We start from the raw sequence: 17,820 nt of genomic DNA on the forward strand, positions 1-17,820 counted from the left end.
ATAAGTTCCTGTATGCTTAAGATAGAATGTTAGATGAAGTGTGGTGTTTATCATAGAAGAGAATATTTTTAGTCATATCCGGACAACATTTCATAGTTTGTCCCCTACCCAGAAAAAGATTGCCAATTACATTTTACAAAACCCTCAGAAAGTTGTGCTTCATTCGATTAGTGCACTCGCTGCTGAATGCAACACAAGTGAAACGACGATCTTTCGTTTTCTGCGAAAAATTGGCTATGAGTCCTATCAAGTGTTTCGTGTCCATGTCGCGCAGGATATTGCGACCAATACGCCTCAATCCATATACGGTGAGATCGAAGCATCTGATAGTGTCGCAGATATTAAACATAAGGTCATAGAGTTAACAACCAACTCTATTCAGGATATGAAACATATTTTAGAAGACCAAGCTGTGACACAATTTATTGAGCAAATGAAACAGGCTCATAAAACCGTCTTCTTTGGAGCAGGTGCCTCCAGTTTTATTGCCGGAGATGCCTATCATAAGTTTCTCCAGCTTGGCTTTGAAGTGAGTCTATGCAGCGATCCTCATATGATGAATATGATTGCAACACATGCAACAGAACATGATTTTATCGTCGCGATCTCACATTCAGGGGAAAGTAGAGAAATCCTTGATGCCGTACAATTTGCAAAGGAAAAAGGTGCAACGGTCGCCTCGATTACGAGCTATCCGAAATCAGAGCTCGCCAAGAAATCTGACTTTCATCTGCTCAGTTCATCGAGAGAAACAACCTATCGTTCTGACTCAATGATTTCTCGTATTAATCAGCTTGTGATTATTGATGTTTTGTATGTCGCAGCTGTTTTAGAATTAGGATCAAATGCGATCGACAACGTCAAACGTTCTCGATTAGCTGTAGCTAAAAATAAAACATAATCGACAATAGACCGGAGCTGTTTCCGGTCTTTTTTTTGTGACTTTTCTCATATTTTCCGTTGACACATTCCTATTTCGTCATGTACATTAAATGAACAATAGTTTATTTCCTACTATTAAATTAAAAAGATAGTATATATACTAACAAAAAGAAAAGAAAGCGCTTTTTGTAAGGGGTTTCTAAATAGGAGGCGGACAAAATGGCAAAAAAAATTGGATTCATTGGATTAGGCATTATGGGGAAACCTATGGCACTCAATCTATTAAAAGCCGGTCATACTGTGACTGTTTTCGATATTCATACAGAAGCTGTTCTAGCATTAAAAGAAGTGGGCGCAAATGCCGCTGCATCAGCTGCTGAGGCAGCATATGAAAGCGATATCATCATCACGATGCTTCCAAAAGGTGAGCATGTAGAAGCAGTCGTAGCAGGTGAACAAGGCATATTGGCTGCAGCAAAACCTGGCACGATCATTATAGATATGAGCTCTATTTCACCTGTTACTTCTAGAGCATTAGCGGCACTGGCAAAACAGCATCAGATCGAATTTATCGATGCTCCTGTCAGTGGCGGAGAGCCAAAGGCGATAGACGGGACACTTGCGATTATGGCGGGCGGAGAAGAAGAGATCTTTGAACAAGTAAAGGATGTCCTCTATGCGATGGGCACAGATGTCGTATTAGTTGGATCAAATGGAAGCGGGACAACCGCTAAGCTTGCGAATCAAATCATAGTCAACTTAAATATCGCTGCCATGTCCGAGGCACTCATCCTTGCCGCTAAGTCTGGCATTGCGATTGATAAAATGTATGAAGCCATCCGAGGTGGACTGGCAGGAAGTGCTGTCCTCGATGCGAAGGTTCCCCTCATTTTAGAACGAAACTTTGAGCCTGGTGGACGTATTGACATCAACTTAAAGGATTTAACCAATGTCATGGAAACCGCCCATGATATCGGCGTTCCTCTCCCGCTTTCTAGTCAGCTGCTAGAAATCTTCCACGCCCTTAAAGCTGACGGAAAATCTGGACTTGATCATGGCGGAATCGTTCAATATTACGAAAAAATGGCTCATGTTGAAGTGAAGAAAGGATGAGGTTCTATGAAACAAAGCATTGAATTACTAAATGCCATTCCGAAAGCGGATTCAGACCGCATTCAATCAGCATACGAACAAGCACTAAACCATTTCCACCATAAAGTGATTGTATTAGACGATGACCCAACAGGCATTCAAACCGTACACGGCGTCTCTGTTTTCACCGATTGGTCAGAGAAAAGCATTGAAGCTGGTTTTCTTGAAGACAGCCGTATGTTCTTTATCTTAACCAACTCTCGCAGTATGACAGAGAAAGAAACGGCGGTTCTTCATGAAACGATCGCATCAACGATTGTGAAAACGGCTGAACAGCTTGATCAAGATTTCATCATTGTCAGCCGGGGGGATTCCACCCTGCGTGGACACTTCCCGCTAGAGACTGAAATTCTCAGAACGACCATTGAACAGCAAAGCTCCCGCCAATTTGACGGCGAAATTCTTCTTCCCTTTTTTAAAGAAGGCGGCCGCTTTACGATTGGCAATATTCACTACGTACAGGAAGGTCACGAATTAATTCCTGCTGGTGACACAGAATTTGCATTGGATCGTACATTCGGATTTCAATCTTCTCACCTCGGAGAATGGATCGAAGAGAAATCAAACGGATCGTTCACTAAAGAAAACACTACTTATATTTCTTTAGAAGATATCCGGGCTTTACGTATTGAACAAATCAAGGATCAGCTGATGACCGTGAAGGATTTTCAAAAAGTAGTTGTAAATGCAGTGGACTATGACGATGTCAAAGTCTTTGTCGTTGCCCTCATAGATGCCATCAAAGCAGGTCAGCACTTTCTATTCAGAAGTGCGGCCGCTCTCACAAAAGTGCTTGGCGGCATTGAGGATCAAGCTCTATTAACTAGACAAGACTTAATACAGGAAGAAAGCAGGCACGGTGGCCTCATCATGGTCGGTTCCCATGTCAAAAAAACAACCGAACAATTGCGAGCGCTGCAGCAAAATGAAGACATCGCATTTATTGAATTTGATACACACCTCGTGTTAGAACCTGAAGCATTTCAAGAGGAAATGGACCGCGTGATTCAACAAACTGAAAGGCTTTTAACAACCGGGCAATCGGTTGCTGTTTATACAAGGAGAGAACGGCTTGATCTTGGGGACGATCGTCAAGAGGAAGAATTGAAGCTGTCTGTTCAGATTAGTGATGCTGTGACAAGCATTGTTCAGCGCCTCTCCATTCGCCCTAAGTACCTCATTGCCAAAGGTGGAATCACCTCAAGTGATATTGGAACAAGAGGACTCAGCGTCAAACGTGCGACTGTCGCAGGTCAAATCAGACCAGGTATTCCCGTTTGGCAAACAGGAGAAGAAAGTAAATTCCCATTCATGTCTTATGTGATTTTCCCGGGAAATGTTGGCTCAAAGGATACGTTAAAAGAAGCAGTAGACATACTTGAAGGATAAAGCAGAGGGAGCGTTCACGCTCCCTTATGCAGCACAAAGGAGGAAAGATCATGTCGTTAGTTTTTATCGGACTTGGCGTTTTGTTATTACTTTTACTCATGGTTGTCTTTAAGTTAAACGCTTTCATTTCGTTGATTATTGTCTCTTTAATCGTTGCCGTTTTAGAAGGCATGTCACCACTTGAAGCGATTGCTTCAGTCGAAAAAGGGCTTGGAAGTACACTCGGCCATCTGGCGTTGGTTCTTGGCTTTGGAGCGATGCTTGGTAAATTGATGGCTGATTCTGGCGGTGCTCAGCGTATTGCCATGACACTCATCGACCGCTTTGGTATCGGGAAAATTCAATGGGCGACGATGCTGACTGGATTTGTTATCGGAATTGCTCTATTTTATGAAACCGGATTCATTATTCTTATTCCATTAGTCTTTACCATTGCTCAAGCCGCAAGACTCCCTGTGTTGTATGTGGGAATGCCGCTCGTCGCTGCACTCATTACAACACATGGCTTTCTCCCTCCTCACCCAGGGCCGACAGCCATTGCCAATGTATTTCAAGCCAACATGGGACAAACCTTATTGGTTGGAATTATTTTAGCCATTCCTGCTGTTTTAGTAGGCGGACTTTTGTTTACGAAACTATTTAAGAAAGATCAACTGCATGCACACATTCCAAAGGACTTGTTTAATCCAAAGGAATTTACAGAAGAGGAAATGCCAAGCTTCGGCATTAGTATTTTCACCGCTATTTTACCTGTATTGCTCATGACATTCAGAGCATGTTTAGAAATTTTCTTCCCGTCCTCCCCGCTGCTACCGGCGGCTGAGTTTTTAGGTGAGCCGGCGATTGCCCTATTAATCTCTGTGCTACTTGCCATCTACACATTTGGTCTTGGCAGAGGAAAGAGCATGCAGGACGTCATGAAGTCGATTACGGATTCAATTGGCTCCATTGCGATGATTCTATTGATCATTGCAGGCGGCGGCGCCTTTAAACAGGTGCTCATTGACAGCGGTGTTGATCAATACATTGCAGGGATTATGCAAGGAAGCACACTGTCTCCTCTGCTCCTCACTTGGCTGATTGCAGCTGTCCTACGTGTCTCTTTAGGGTCAGCGACTGTCGCGGGTCTCACAGCAGCTGGCATTTCTGCACCGCTGATTGGTTTGACGGGAGTCAGCCCAGAATTAATGGTGATTGCAACAGGCGCCGGCAGTATAACATTCTCTCACGTGAATGATGCAGGTTTCTGGATTTACAAAGAATACTTTAATTTGTCGATGGCTCAAACTTTTAAAACTTGGACATTAATGGTGACTGTTCTATCACTTGTTGGATTAGCCGGTGTTCTCGTCGCTGATTTGTTTATGTAGGAAAATAAATAGGAAAAACCATTGACTTTTTCTCGAAAAGATTGAATAATTGTGTTTATTAAGAAAATTGAATCAAAGGTAACCTTATTAAGAGTGGTGGAGGGACTGGCCCTGTGAAACCCGGCAACCGCTGTTCCTAGGAACAGAATGGTGCTAATTCCTTAAGCAAGCTGATGCTTGTTTGAAGATAAGGCAGAGATCTCACAGTATATGATGCTCTTCCTTATCTAAGGAAGAGCTTTTTTATTTGATTTATAACCTGCAGAAAGAAGGGATTCAGCATGACACAAGTACAAACCATTGGTAAGAAAACAACAAAGCCGCCATTTCGCGCAGATCAAGTAGGGAGTTTACTTCGTTCTGAACGCATCAAAGAAGCTCGTAAGCAAAAGGCAGACGGTACACTGACAGCAGAACAGCTCAGACAAATTGAAAACGAAGAAATCACTCGTATTGTAGAGAAGCAAAAGGAAATTGGATTAGAGGTTGTCACAGATGGAGAATTCAGACGTGCATGGTGGCATTTTGACTTTCTAGAAGGGCTTGATGGGGTCGAAGGATTTGAAGCAGACCAAGGCATTCAATTCCACAATACGACGACAAAAGCGAGAGGCATCAAAGTAACAGGTAAGATTGATTTTACTGATCATCCAATGCTAGAGGATTATCGCTTCCTTCACAGCATCGCGGATGATCATACGGCTAAAATGACAATTCCAAGTCCGAATATGCTCTTTTTCCGTGGAAAGCTTGAAGAAGGTGTGTACGACAGCTTAGATGATTTTCACCATGACGTGGCACAAGCTTATAAAAAAGCCATCCGTGCTTTTTATGATGCAGGCTGCCGTTACTTACAGCTAGATGATACAGCTTGGGCTGTGTTCTTTTCTGAAAAAGGACATGAACAAATCAAAGCTTTTGGCCGCGAGGAAGATGAACTGCGTGAATCGTTTGCGAAAACAATCAATGAAGCGGTTGCCGATCGACCAGAGGATTTGGTGATCACTATGCACATTTGCCGTGGTAACTTTAAATCGACGTGGGCAGCTGAAGGCGGATATGAAGCAGCAGCAGAAACGATTTTTGCGGGTCTCGATTTGGATGGTCTCTTCTTAGAATTCGACGATGACCGTTCTGGCGGATTCGAACCCCTTCGTTATGTGAAAAATCCAAACCTTCAAATCGTACTAGGTCTTGTCACTTCAAAGTATGGGGAACTTGAACCCGTTGATCAGATCAAAAGAAGAATCGAGGAAGCAGCTCAATATGTGGACATCAACCAAATCTGTTTGAGCCCACAATGCGGATTCGCCTCAACAGAGGAAGGCAATTTGTTAACAGAAGAGCAGCAATGGGAAAAGCTGCGTCATGTGATTGAGATTGCGGATCAAGTGTGGAAATAACACATCTAGTTCTAAGCTCTCAAAGCCTAGTTGTTAAAAAAAGAACTGCCAATTAGCAGTTCTTTTTTAGTTACGTAATCTTGATACGATATTTTCTTGTGACAGTTCTTTCTTCATACGTTTTGTGATAATGTATCGCACAAACCATTTATTTAATAGAACCAAGACAAGTAGAAGTCCAACAGCTGTTCCACCAATCCATAGAATGATCTCTCCCGGTAATTGTCCTAGCAGGAAAGCACCCAAGACAGCAATGAATAGTAACGCAACAATATACACTTTTAGGTTCATCTTATCTATACTACGATAGAATTGCTTGATCATATCCTTTGATGACATCCCATTTAAATACAAGGACAACAAATCTCGATTCAAAATACTAATCAGTGTATGCATCTGACCTCGATAAATAAAAGTAATCACCACAAATAAAATGATCTGAAATACGACAAGCAGTAAAAATGACAATTTTGAATTAGCAACTAGTTTCTCTAGCCCTTGCGCTTGATAGTATACAAAAACATCTTCTTCATCAAACATTCGATCAAACTGGTTCACAAATTCATAAATATCCTCGGTTTTATTTAAATTAACAATGAGTGTTCTAACACCATCGTAGTTCTCACCAATCTTAATTTGATTACTTAGCTTTTTATACAGATCAGGTGATAAGTAACTGTAATCTTTTAAGAAATAGTTCCCTTCTCCTTTGTAGTAATCAATATTCGCTTTTAATGGTTCCACTTCACCATCAAAAACTTTTATTTTTTTACCTTTAAATCTTTCTGGAAGCAGGATAGTGTTTTCTTTTAGATCTCCTTCATAACTCACAGCCTCTTTTGTTGTCGGATTGAATGATAAAGCCGACAATATATCCGTTTCTCCATTTGCTTCAATAGATAACGAGACGTCATATTCATAGACAATGTCTTTGACATTCGGCATACGCTTAATTTTATCTGTATCGTACTGATACTCACCAGTTTTCGAATATCCATTAATTAAAACCATTGATAGACGATCATTAGTCAATACGTTTTTATAAATATTATCGGCAGAAATCAAGATAGTAAATATGGAGAAAAAGATTAACATCAGTAAAACAAAATTCAAAACAGCTAATTTTCTCAGGGTCGGTCGATGTTTCTTTTTTAAATACTCAAAGACGAATGTTGTTTTCATATGGATTGGTCCTTTTTATTCAAGTCTTCAAATCGAAGGACGACATCAGCATGTTGCACTACGGTATCAGAATGTGTAACGACTAAAATGGTCCTCGTTTTCTTCAATTCAGATAACATACCAAGCATCATCTGAATATTATCTTTATCAAGGTTATTTGTTGGTTCATCTAATAGAATCAATGAATAATCAAACAGCATGATTTTCAAAAAAGCCGCGCGCTGCCTTTCTCCCCCTGATAAGTTGCTCACTGTGACATCAATTTTCTCGCTCATTTTGAGCTTCGCAGCCTGTTCCACTAATCTTTCATTTGAGATTTCTTGTTCGTTAATTAATGAGATAACGTGTAGATTTTCTCTGACAGTTAAAGACTCAATCAAGTTCAAATCCTGAAAAAAATAGGCGATTTTTTTGCGGTAATTATCAATCTGTTCTTGATTTGTAAAATCAATGGGCTGATTGAACAACGTCATCTTCCCAGTACTCGGTTTTTGAATCAATGCAATAATATTAATAAATGTCGTCTTCCCACTACCACTTTCTCCATGAAGGGCATAAAGGCCAGAGCCTTGAATATGTAAAGACAAATTTTTTAAGATGATTGCATTCCCATATTGAAAACCAAGGTGGTCGACCTTTAAAATCGACGCATCTTCCTTATTATCTAAGTTCACTTGCCATCTCAATCCCCTCTAATAAATTAAGTGTGTTATTTCCATAAACACCCAATTCAAAATCGTAACTTCCTTTAGATGTGCAATAACCTAAGCCACATTGCGAGGCTTTAATTTTTTTCTTAATTTGAACTTTTGGCACATCCAGATTATAGTTTAATAAAAGGTCCGTATATAGATTGAGAATAATGTGATAATTATCTCCTTGATACGAAATAACTTCATTAAACATATCTACCAATTTATTCTTATCTTCTTGACTAATATCTACAATATCATATTTCATAAGTGCTGTTAATAAATCATCTGAATCGCTCCACTGCAGAGTACTCTTATCGGCTTTTTCTCCTTTAAGCTTAAAGCAATAGTACATTTCACTACTGTTCTCTATGTTTTGACATGTGCCATTAGGAATCAGTGTTTCGTCAAACGGTAAGCCTAATTCGTTCGTGATTTGTTTTGCAAAAAACTGCTTTTGATAACTGCTTATTTGATCTGTGTCCTCTAGTAACCCTTCATATCTATTAGTTAGAATTTTCCTAAATTCTTCTGCTTGATCAAGATCAGCACTAGAAAAAATGTTTGACATTAGATAAAGATTCCTTAAAGAGTCTAATGAGTAAAATAATGAAGGAAAAGGCTTATAATTTGAAGGAATGTTAAAAGTAAGCTCACTGTTTTTTTTATGATTCATATCCTGTAATAACTGAACGATTTGAAAATGAAACCAATATGTAATTTCATCTCTAAATAAAATAGTTTTTTGGTTATCTTCATTAAAATAAATCTTCGTTAAATGTTTGACATTGGGTTCTATCTTTAACATATTCGCCAATATAAGAGATGCATAAAGAATGATAGGTTCGTCATAATCAAATAGAGATAGACTTGTATATTGTTCCAAATTAGATTGAATTTCTTTTTCTAAAAATGAAGGTTTCTTATGATGAAAATATGATGTCAAGATTAGATAATAATCATACTCTATTTTATCTTGCGGAGACGGCTTATCCAATTTGGAGAAGGTTTCTTTCACTAGTTTAACACCGCTCGAATCCTTTATTTTAGTAAAAGTATCATATAATAAGAATAGATTTAAATAGGAGTCCGTACCGGTGATATCTTTCTCGGTAAATTTACTTTTATTCACACTTTGAGAAAGTGCCACCTTACAGAAAAATTTATTTTTTCCTTCCCTACATTCTACTGGTTTACTATTGCGCCCGTGAGTTTTTTGGTAAAGTACTAGTGTGTTATGAATTAGTTCAGATGGTTGTTCTTGTTGGCTGTTGACCTCAAAGACTTGACCTCCTGACTCACTCTTCATATAGGAGTGGATAGTACGTACAAAGTCTTTGTTATATATCTTTCTTTGCATAGACATATTCTCGTTTTGACTACAACCCGTTACAATCAAGATTATTGAGACCATAAATATTAGTATTCTATACATGATGTATTCTCCTAATATTAAAATAAATGCGGAATAACTGAATCGAATAGACTTTTAAATTTAGATTTTGGCTGTAGCTGTATAAGTTCTGCTACTATTTTGATCTACTTCAGTTGTCGTATACATACCTAAATAAATAGCTAGTCCACCTGCACAAACGTTACCTGAAGTAGTGTAGATTTTACCTTTCGTTGACTTACTATAAGACTTACTTGAAGCACTTCCTGTAGCCCCCGTTCCTGGAGCAGAAACACTTCCGCCAACAGTATAGAAACTGACATCGTGGTGAAGCTTCTTAAATCCTGTACGTGTTGTCTGACTTTGAGCTTTAAATTTACCGCAACCTTTAAGATCAGACCAATATGGTAAATCCGCTTTAGCCGTTACCTTAGAAATTGTTTTCACTGCTCTATAAGCTTGAGCATCTTGAACATAAAATAATGATGATGCAACTACAAAAATAATAGCTACATATAAAAATTTAATTTTAGACATATTTTCCCCCAAATTTCTCAATTCAGTTATTCCACAACAGGGATAATTATCCTATATTTACAAATTAACATCAACCATTACTAGTCGACATATTACGACAATTTTCACAAAAACATCATACTTTTCAATATAATTGTTAAATTTCCCAAAAAACACTCAAGACATGAATGGTCAACTTGTAGAGAAACTCATGTTTTTCTCAAGCTTTTTTATTTTCAGCGTAATGATAATAGTTGAGATTGAATGAAAATGGCCTTCCACACACCTAGCCTAGCTTCGCTAGGTGTATGGCAATCTCCTTCATGTTCTGACAGGTAGCTGTTAGAAACACTTGCTCACTCACGTTTGTTTTCCGCTCAACCGGCAGTAGCGAAGCCTGTGCAGTTGTTTTGAATCTGCAAAGCTTCGCTCTATTTTTTCTTTTCTTTTTTTATATAGCTCTTTTCCAGAGGTAGACAGACAGTTTTGTCTGATCTTTTCTTTGTGTTCCTCCCATACGTGTCTTGAGATCACTTTTTGATGATTTTTCGATCTTGTACAGCTCTCAAGGAAAGGACACGATACGCATTTTTTAGGGTCTGATTTGCCTTTTCGGTTTGTTTTCGCGATAAAGATAGCCACTTTCAGGATCAGTCTTACTTTGGCGAATGTCTTTTTTCGTTTTCACCTCCTCTTTCTCCTTTAAGGGCTTTTTTCCGTGTGCCTCTCGATTTTCTTGGACCGCTTCTTCTAATTCATTTATATAGTTCTGAGAGATGAGTAGAATCAGTAAAAAGAACGCGGCCTCCTACAACGTCATGATTGATGGCTTGATGCACAATTTCATCGAAAATGTCTTGAAAAATTGTTGTATCTTTAAAACGAGGACGACGATTCCAACTAATGGTGGAGTGATGAGGAACGAGGTCATTGATGTTCAAACCTAAAAACCATCTATATGCCATATTATAGTAAATTTCTTTCTCAAGCTGTCTTTCAGAATGGATACTGTACAGGTATCCGATAAACATCATTTTGAACAAAATAAGTGGATCAAGAGAAGGACGACCTTTATTCTCACTATAATATTTTACGAAGCAGGTAATCCTCTTCAACCAGTTGATCTAGTAGCACAAATTCGGCTTCGTGCTGAGAAGAATTTCTAGTGTGAAACATGAGAAAAAACACCTTCCTTTAGTAGGTTTTTCTCTATTATAAATGGTGAGATAGAAACTTTAAGGGAAAAATAAAGCTGTCGAGATTTTCTCGACAGCCTGACCACTCAAGACATGAGTAGTTTTTCTTTTTTATGCATCTAAATGATCACCATTTGTCGCAATCACTTGTTTATACCAATCAAAGCTTTTCTTTTTCTTTCTATCTAATGTACCTTTTCCTTCGTTATCACGGTCGACATAAATGAAGCCGTAGCGTTTTTTCATTTCAGCTGTTGATGCGCTGACAAGGTCAATTGGGCCCCAGCTTGTATAGCCGATCAGATCAACGCCGTCTGCGATCGCTTCTCTAGCCTCAAGCAAATGACTTCTTAGGTAATCAATTCGGTAATCGTCTTGAATGGAGCCGTCTTCTTCTACTTGATCCACAGCACCCAATCCATTTTCTACGATAAACAATGGTTTTTGGTAGCGGTCATATAGTTGGTTTAGTGTTGTACGAAGTCCTTTTGGATCAATTTGCCAGCCCCAATCACTTGCTTCTAAATAAGGGTTTTTCACGCCTTCAAATAGGTTGCCACCAGTAACTTGTCCAAGAACCTCTGGATCTGTACTTGTCACAAAACTCATATAATAGCTGAAGCCAATATAGTCGACTGTATGGTTTCTTAGAATGTCTTCGTCACCGTCTTGGAATTCAATGTTGATGTTATTTTCCAGGAAATAACGTTTCATGTATCCAGGGTAATAGCCTCTTGCCTGTACATCTGAGAAGAACAATGTTTTACGATCTTGATCAATCGCAGCAAACATATCTTCTGGTCTTGAGCTGTACGGATAAGTTGTCATCGCTGCAATCATACAACCGATTTTCGCATCTGGAATGATTTCGTGTCCTGCTTTAACAGCTAGAGCACTTGCAACAAATTGGTGATGCGCTGCTTGATATTGAATGCTTTTCTCGTCTTCGCCTTCTTCAAATACAAGGCCGCCCCCTGTGAAAGGAGCATGTAACACAACGTTGATTTCATTAAAAGTCATCCAATATTTCACTTTATCTTTAAAGCGAGTGAACAATGTTTTAGCGTATGTTTCATAAAGACCCACAAGCTTACGGTTTCTCCATCCGCCATAGTTTTTCACAAGTGCAAGCGGCATTTCATAGTGAGAGATCGTGACAACTGGCTCAATTCCATGCTTATGAAGTTCATCAAATACTTTTTCATAGAAAGCGAGGCCCGCTTCATTCGGTTCCGCATCGTCGCCATTTGGGAAAATACGTGGCCAAGAAATGGATAGTCTGAAGCACTTGAATCCCATTTCTGCAAACAGGGCAATATCTTCTTTGTAGCGATGATAGAAGTCGATCGCATCATGATATAAGTTAAGGTCTTTCATTGATTCATCGAATGGGTGCATAATACCGTGTGGTGATATATCGGCTGTCGACAAGCCTTTTCCATCTTTGTTATAAGCGCCTTCAATTTGGTTGGCGGCTACCGCGCCGCCCCATAAGAAACCTTTAGGAAATGTTTTTTCTAAATTCGTCATGTTGAATGCCCTCCTCATTTTCTTCTACACTGACTGTAAGCAGTGCCTCTTTTACTGTAATCGCCCCATCTGTTTTCGCATTAACTTGTGCATAATCATTTGTGTTGGTGACGATAATTGGCGTTGTTACATCATAGCCTTCTTGCTGAATGCCCTTGATATCAAATTCAACTAGCAGATCTCCTGCTTGAACGAGATCACCTGACTGCACATGACTTGTGAAATGTTTACCGCCAAGTTTTACTGTATCAATCCCCACATGGATGAGAAGCTCTGTGCCTTGATCACTCTTTAAACCAATAGCATGTTTCGTTTGGAAAATGGTTTCAACTTTGCCGTTGAACGGTGCTACTACACGTCCAACTGTTGGGACAATGGCTGTTCCTTTACCCATGATTTCATTAGAGAATGTTGCATCATTTACTTGATTGAGCGGCTTTAGTTGACCTTCAAGCGGGCTTTGTACCACTTCATTTTGAAGCGCTACTGTGTCTTTCTTTTCTTCTGGTTTGTCTGCTTTTGTATCATCTTTCACTGGTACATCTTTGAACCCTAGAACAAGTGTCATGATGGTTGCTACAACAAAGCCGATCACTAATCCAATGATGGAGTAAACAAATGTTGGTCCAATGAACGTTGGAAGACCTGGGAGACCTGCTGATCCAGATATCACATACGACTTTACTTTGAAGATGGACATGAACACGCCGCCTGCTGCTGCACCAATGAGGGCTGCAAGGAACGGTTTTTTCAATCGCATGTTCACACCATACATAGCAGGTTCAGTAATACCCATTAATGCAGTGATACTTGTAGACATCGCCAATGATTTGAATGTTTTGTTTTTTGATCTTAAGAAGACACCGAATGCTGCGCCTGCTTGTGCCATATTCGCTACAAACATCATTGGAAGAATGAAGTCAAAACCGTTTAATGTAATGTTGTTGATCATGATTGGAAGTAGTGCATAGTGCATGCCCGTAATGATCAATGGTGACATAAAGCCACCGATTAAGAGTCCGGCCAAAATACCTGCATGTTTGAACAATAAATCAATTCCACCTGAAAGACCATTTCCGATAATCCCACCAAGCGGTCCAACCGCGATGAGCATAACTGGTACCACGACAAGAAGTGTAACTGTTGGAACAAGAATGATTTTTAGTGATTTCGGACTGTATTTTTCTGCGAATCTTTCCACATATGAGCCGAGCCAGATAGTGAGTAGAATTGGAATCACCGATGAAGAGTACACAACGGCAACCACTGGCAAGCCTAGAAATTCTGTATTTCCTGCACCTAGTAAAGCAGTGAGCTGCGGGTGCAGTGCGGCTGCTGCAATGGCAGCAGCGATATACTGATTTGTGCCAATTTTTTTGGCTACGCTTACAGCGAGCAGAATCGGTAAGAAGTAAAAGGCTCCGTCTCCGATAGCTGTTAAAATCGCATATGTGCTGCTTTTATCTGAGATCCATTGGAACGTCAGCATTAATGCCAAGATTCCTTTGATCATACCAGCTCCAGCGATGGCTGGAAGAATCGGTGTGAAGACACCAGAGATAAAATCGAAAAGTTTTGAAATCACATTTTGTTTTGATGATTCATCTGAATCGCCTGACTTTACATCTGTTGATAACCCAGAATCAGCAATCATTGCTTGATAGACGTTTGATACGTCGTTGCCAATAATGACATGGTATTGACCGCCGCTTTGATTCACGCCCATGACGCCGTCTGTTGATTGCAGCTTCTCTTTATCCGCTTTGCTTTCATCGTATAAGTTGAAGCGGAGCCTTGTCATACAGTGCGTGACATGCTTAACATTCTTTTCACCGCCGACAAGCTCTAGAACTTCTTTTGCTGTTTGTTTGTGGTTCATTGTGTTACCCTCCAATCGTTGATTTCATCTTGATATAGAAAAAACCTAAACATCCATTAATGCCCGAAAAATAGCGATTCAGACATTAATCGATATTTAGGTTTTGCCTGCTTAACCAGTAACAATCCTTCATAGCGATTGATCGTTATTCAATTTTATAAGCCTTTAGATACAAAAAAACCTAAATCATGCCTTATCAAAGATAGGGACAATGATTTAGGTTTTGCCTGCTTGACCAGTAACAATCCTAAAAGATTGTGGGTTATTGAGTTTATAGTTATAAATTAGCATGTTAATTTTGATATGTCAACGCTTTCTTTTTGATTTATTTTCTTTTTATGACTCGATCGATGTGCAAAGTTAAGTATAACATCTCATCTTCTATGAGACTTCGGTTGTATTCTTTTTGAACATAGTCATTAATTTTCTCCGCACATTGAAAAGCGGCTGTATTTTTTTCCTTTACCACTTCATACAGAAACTCATTTTGATTTTCCATTTGTGTTTCGTTAAACAGACGCTGTCCAAAAAACTTCAAATGCGTGACAAAACGGAAATAATTTAATGATTCTTCGTCCAAATCAATTTGGAAATGATACTTTACGATGTTCAAAATATCTTGAATCAGTTTTGTAATTTGAATGACATTCGGCATTTCCTCATTCAGTTCTGCATTGACAATATGCATCGCAATAAAGCCTGCTTCATCCTCGGGAAGATGGATGTTGAGCTTGTCCTGTATGATCCGAATCGCTTCTACACCACACATGAATTCCTCTTTGTACAGCCGTTTGATTTCCCAAAGCAAGGCATTTTTTATGTCCATTCCTTTTTGATGACGTTCAATAGCAAAGGTAATATGATCCGTTAATGTGACATAGATGCTGTCATTTAAATTTTTGTTAAGGGTCGTTCTCGCGTAATCGATAATTGCCTCACACACTTGCATATACTCGATCGGAATATCATAAAGCAGGGTTTTGAATTTTTCTGATATATCTTTATTTTGAATGGAAAATACTTTTTCAATACGTTCTTCGTCAATCGGGTCTCCGCTTTTCTTTTGAAACGCAATCCCTCTACCCATAATGACCAGCTCATGCTGCTCGTCATCATACGCACTGACCACATTATTGTTGATTACTTTCGAAATGATCAATTGATCCCCCCCAGTACATTCCGCTTTTTCGAGCATTTCATTGTTGATTGATATGTCATTTTATTATTATTTTCAAAAAAGAGGACTTTAAGATGATTTTACATTTTTTTTTGATACGGTCAACTAGAAAGAATGACATATTACCTCTCAGAAATGACGATTTAGGGGCAAAAAGGCTAAAAATAGACAAAAAACACTCTTCAAAAAGAGTGTTTTTTACAAAATTAGGAGCAATCCCAGTTATAGACGACATTTTCGAAATGTTTTCGTTTGAGGTCTTCTGGTTTGATAAAAAAGTTAGCAATGCCGCAATCTCCCCATAACATGTCCACTTCATCATCTGAGTCAATTTGCAATAATAGCACACTATGTTCTTGGTCTACATAGGTACGCGGGTCTTCTTGTGTAAAACCTGGGTATCCGCCAACTTTATGGCCAAAACCACTTGCTGTCTCATAAAATTCATCTAGCAATTGATCTGCTTCATCACCATCAATACCAACAGCATCTTCGAATAGATCCCAGCTTCGCTTTCCTGTGACTTTTTCAAAGCGGAAATCTTCTACACTGATCGTTTCGCTTGATAATTCACCTGTAATCGCGCCTTCCTTCGTAACTGGAAAATAAAAATCGTCAGGAATTTTCACGAATGAAAAATCAGTCAATAAGTCTTCTTCAGCTAAGAAAGGTTCCTCAATAAATTTGATCCGAAAATCTTTTTGCTCTGTTTTATGGTCAATATTCATCCCATAAAGATCATCATGTACAGAAATAAAAACTTGCAAAAGTCCTGTTTCTGGGTAATCTTTCAGCTTTGGCAGCTGGCCGAAATTGATTTGTGCCAGCAGCTTCATAGGATGGCCTTCTCCATCAACGGGATATTCGTCGTTTTTTGGGAAATAAGGATCACCTGATATTTTGCTGTCATATGGTCCTGTTTTTCCTTGTTTTATCTGTAATTGAATCAGTGGTTTTTCAGTTTGATCTAACAATGGACGGTAAGGCGCAAGTACTTCTTGCAGCTTTGCTGATTGTGTCAAGATGGGCTTCCTCCTTATGTATAGGTCTAATGATCAAAACAGGTCTCTCTTTTTCTATCATACAGAAGTGTAACTTCCCTGTCAGTGAAAAACCCGTCAATATCATGACAAAAAACTCACTTCAACACGTTAAAAACCTCCGATACAGCTGGAGGTTTTTTGATTCGTTTATTTATTTCACTTGATAATTCACTAAGTCTGTTGCCAATGTTTTCATCGTTTCGTTCGTTTCGTGCAGCCCCTCAATAATTTTTGTGAAAGTGCCAACGAGTTCTGCTTGATGTTCAGAAGAAGCCACGATTTGTGCTATTTCTTCTTCCATTCCTTTGATAGAGCCTTGCACATCTTTTAGCGCTGTTTCAATATCAGTCGTTGCTTGCTTCGCGTGAGTAGACAGCTTTCTCACTTCCGTAGCAACCACCCCAAAGCCTGCTCCTGCTTCACCTACTCTTGCAGCCTCAATGGATGCATTGAGTCCAAGTAAGTTCGTTTGATCAGAGATACCTTTGATGAGATTAGACACTTGGTTGATTTTAGAGGAATTTTCGACAGTGGTTTTTGTATTTTGTAGAATTTGTTCACTTGTCGCTTGTAGTTCCTCTGAATGTGCAGCCACTTGCTGTACCATCGCGACTAGTTTTTCGGAAGCATCGTTACTTTCCGTCATAATGTGTTCTAATCGTTGTTGATTCGTTTGATCATATGCTACACAGAAGGCAGCGACCACTTGACCATTGTCATCTTTAATCGGGACGGCGACGATGTCCATAGGAATACCGTACACCTCTTTAGGAATCTGGATAAATGATGGCTCTCTCCCATTTTTCAACATCGAAAAGTTTTGGAACCCGGGAGCTACAACGTCCCCTGCTTTAAACCCTAAGTCAATGTTCCCGTGCTGCTGATAATAAAGAACCTTCTCTTTCCCTAATACAGAAAAGGTTAGCTGCTCTCTCATAGCTAGTCCAACGATTGGTAAAGCGTCTATTATGTTATCAATTCTCTGTGACATTCGCTCACGTTCATCCTCTCTTTTT

14 protein-coding genes, 1 pseudogene and 1 riboswitch are annotated in these 17,820 nt (G+C 39.3%); of the genes and pseudogenes, 5 read left to right on the top strand and 10 right to left on the bottom strand.

The features are described from left to right. Positions 1 to 43: 43 nt before the first annotated feature. The 5 genes from KVT11_RS21350 to KVT11_RS09435 all read left to right on the top strand — a co-directional run bounded on the left by KVT11_RS21350 (position 44) and on the right by KVT11_RS09435 (position 6,196). Complete coding sequence (locus tag KVT11_RS21350; protein ID WP_017368342.1) at positions 44 to 901, top strand: MurR/RpiR family transcriptional regulator; 858 nt, start codon at positions 44 to 46, stop codon at positions 899 to 901. A 200-nt stretch (positions 902 to 1,101) separates the two neighbouring features. Next, entirely contained in the window at positions 1,102 to 1,995 is an 894-nt protein-coding gene (gene garR, locus KVT11_RS09420; RefSeq protein ID WP_116306492.1) for a 2-hydroxy-3-oxopropionate reductase, read from the top strand. Positions 1,996 to 2,001: 6 nt separating this feature from the next. After that, complete coding sequence (locus KVT11_RS09425) at positions 2,002 to 3,423, top strand: four-carbon acid sugar kinase family protein (protein WP_025208228.1); 1,422 nt, start codon at positions 2,002 to 2,004, stop codon at positions 3,421 to 3,423. Positions 3,424 to 3,473: 50 nt separating this feature from the next. Further along, positions 3,474 to 4,793, top strand: coding sequence for a gluconate:H+ symporter (locus tag KVT11_RS09430; protein ID WP_008345676.1), 1,320 nt, complete (start codon positions 3,474 to 3,476; stop codon positions 4,791 to 4,793). 81 nt (positions 4,794 to 4,874) lie between these two features. After that, positions 4,875 to 4,987: riboswitch (SAM riboswitch) on the top strand. Positions 4,988 to 5,074: 87 nt separating this feature from the next. Next, positions 5,075 to 6,196 carry a 5-methyltetrahydropteroyltriglutamate--homocysteine S-methyltransferase gene (locus KVT11_RS09435; protein ID WP_116306494.1) on the top strand — a complete coding sequence of 374 codons (1,122 nt, stop codon included), beginning with the start codon at positions 5,075 to 5,077 and terminating at the stop codon, positions 6,194 to 6,196. 66 nt (positions 6,197 to 6,262) lie between these two features. On the opposite strand, the gene KVT11_RS09440 is transcribed toward KVT11_RS09435, so the two are convergent. From KVT11_RS09440 to KVT11_RS09485, 10 genes and pseudogenes are all read right to left on the bottom strand, one after another. Continuing rightward, entirely contained in the window at positions 6,263 to 7,207 is a 945-nt protein-coding gene (locus tag KVT11_RS09440; protein WP_008345681.1) for a hypothetical protein, read from the bottom strand. A gap of 167 nt (positions 7,208 to 7,374) precedes the next feature. Beyond that, complete coding sequence (locus KVT11_RS09445) at positions 7,375 to 8,052, bottom strand: ATP-binding cassette domain-containing protein (protein WP_116306496.1); 678 nt, start codon at positions 8,050 to 8,052, stop codon at positions 7,375 to 7,377. Then, positions 8,039 to 9,505 (bottom strand): hypothetical protein, encoded by a 1,467-nt coding sequence (locus tag KVT11_RS09450; RefSeq protein WP_046526797.1) that lies wholly within the window; start codon positions 9,503 to 9,505, stop codon positions 8,039 to 8,041. The genes KVT11_RS09445 and KVT11_RS09450 overlap by 14 nt, the downstream gene beginning before the upstream one ends. A gap of 60 nt (positions 9,506 to 9,565) precedes the next feature. Continuing rightward, positions 9,566 to 10,000, bottom strand: coding sequence for a hypothetical protein (locus KVT11_RS09455; protein ID WP_039165028.1), 435 nt, complete (start codon positions 9,998 to 10,000; stop codon positions 9,566 to 9,568). 265 nt (positions 10,001 to 10,265) lie between these two features. Then, positions 10,266 to 11,155, bottom strand: a pseudogene (locus tag KVT11_RS09460) (transposase). A gap of 131 nt (positions 11,156 to 11,286) precedes the next feature. Continuing rightward, positions 11,287 to 12,705, bottom strand: coding sequence for an aryl-phospho-beta-d-glucosidase (gene bglH, locus KVT11_RS09465; RefSeq protein ID WP_116306498.1), 1,419 nt, complete (start codon positions 12,703 to 12,705; stop codon positions 11,287 to 11,289). Beyond that, positions 12,677 to 14,584, bottom strand: a complete 1,908-nt coding sequence (locus tag KVT11_RS09470; RefSeq protein ID WP_116306500.1) for a beta-glucoside-specific PTS transporter subunit IIABC — start codon at positions 14,582 to 14,584, stop codon at positions 12,677 to 12,679. The genes bglH and KVT11_RS09470 overlap by 29 nt, the downstream gene beginning before the upstream one ends. A 325-nt stretch (positions 14,585 to 14,909) precedes the next feature. After that, positions 14,910 to 15,743 (bottom strand): BglG family transcription antiterminator LicT, encoded by an 834-nt coding sequence (gene licT / locus KVT11_RS09475; protein WP_017358647.1) that lies wholly within the window; start codon positions 15,741 to 15,743, stop codon positions 14,910 to 14,912. A 224-nt stretch (positions 15,744 to 15,967) separates the two neighbouring features. After that, a complete protein-coding gene (locus KVT11_RS09480; protein WP_008345690.1) occupies positions 15,968 to 16,783 on the bottom strand; it encodes a YwqG family protein in 816 nt (271 codons plus the stop codon). A gap of 172 nt (positions 16,784 to 16,955) precedes the next feature. Further along, positions 16,956 to 17,795, bottom strand: a complete 840-nt coding sequence (locus tag KVT11_RS09485) for a methyl-accepting chemotaxis protein (RefSeq protein WP_116306502.1) — start codon at positions 17,793 to 17,795, stop codon at positions 16,956 to 16,958. Between the last annotated feature and the right edge of the window lie 25 nt (positions 17,796 to 17,820).

This window comes from Bacillus sp. GbtcB10, from assembly GCF_019091365.1.
Lineage (GTDB): Bacteria > Bacillota > Bacilli > Bacillales > Bacillaceae > Bacillus > Bacillus altitudinis.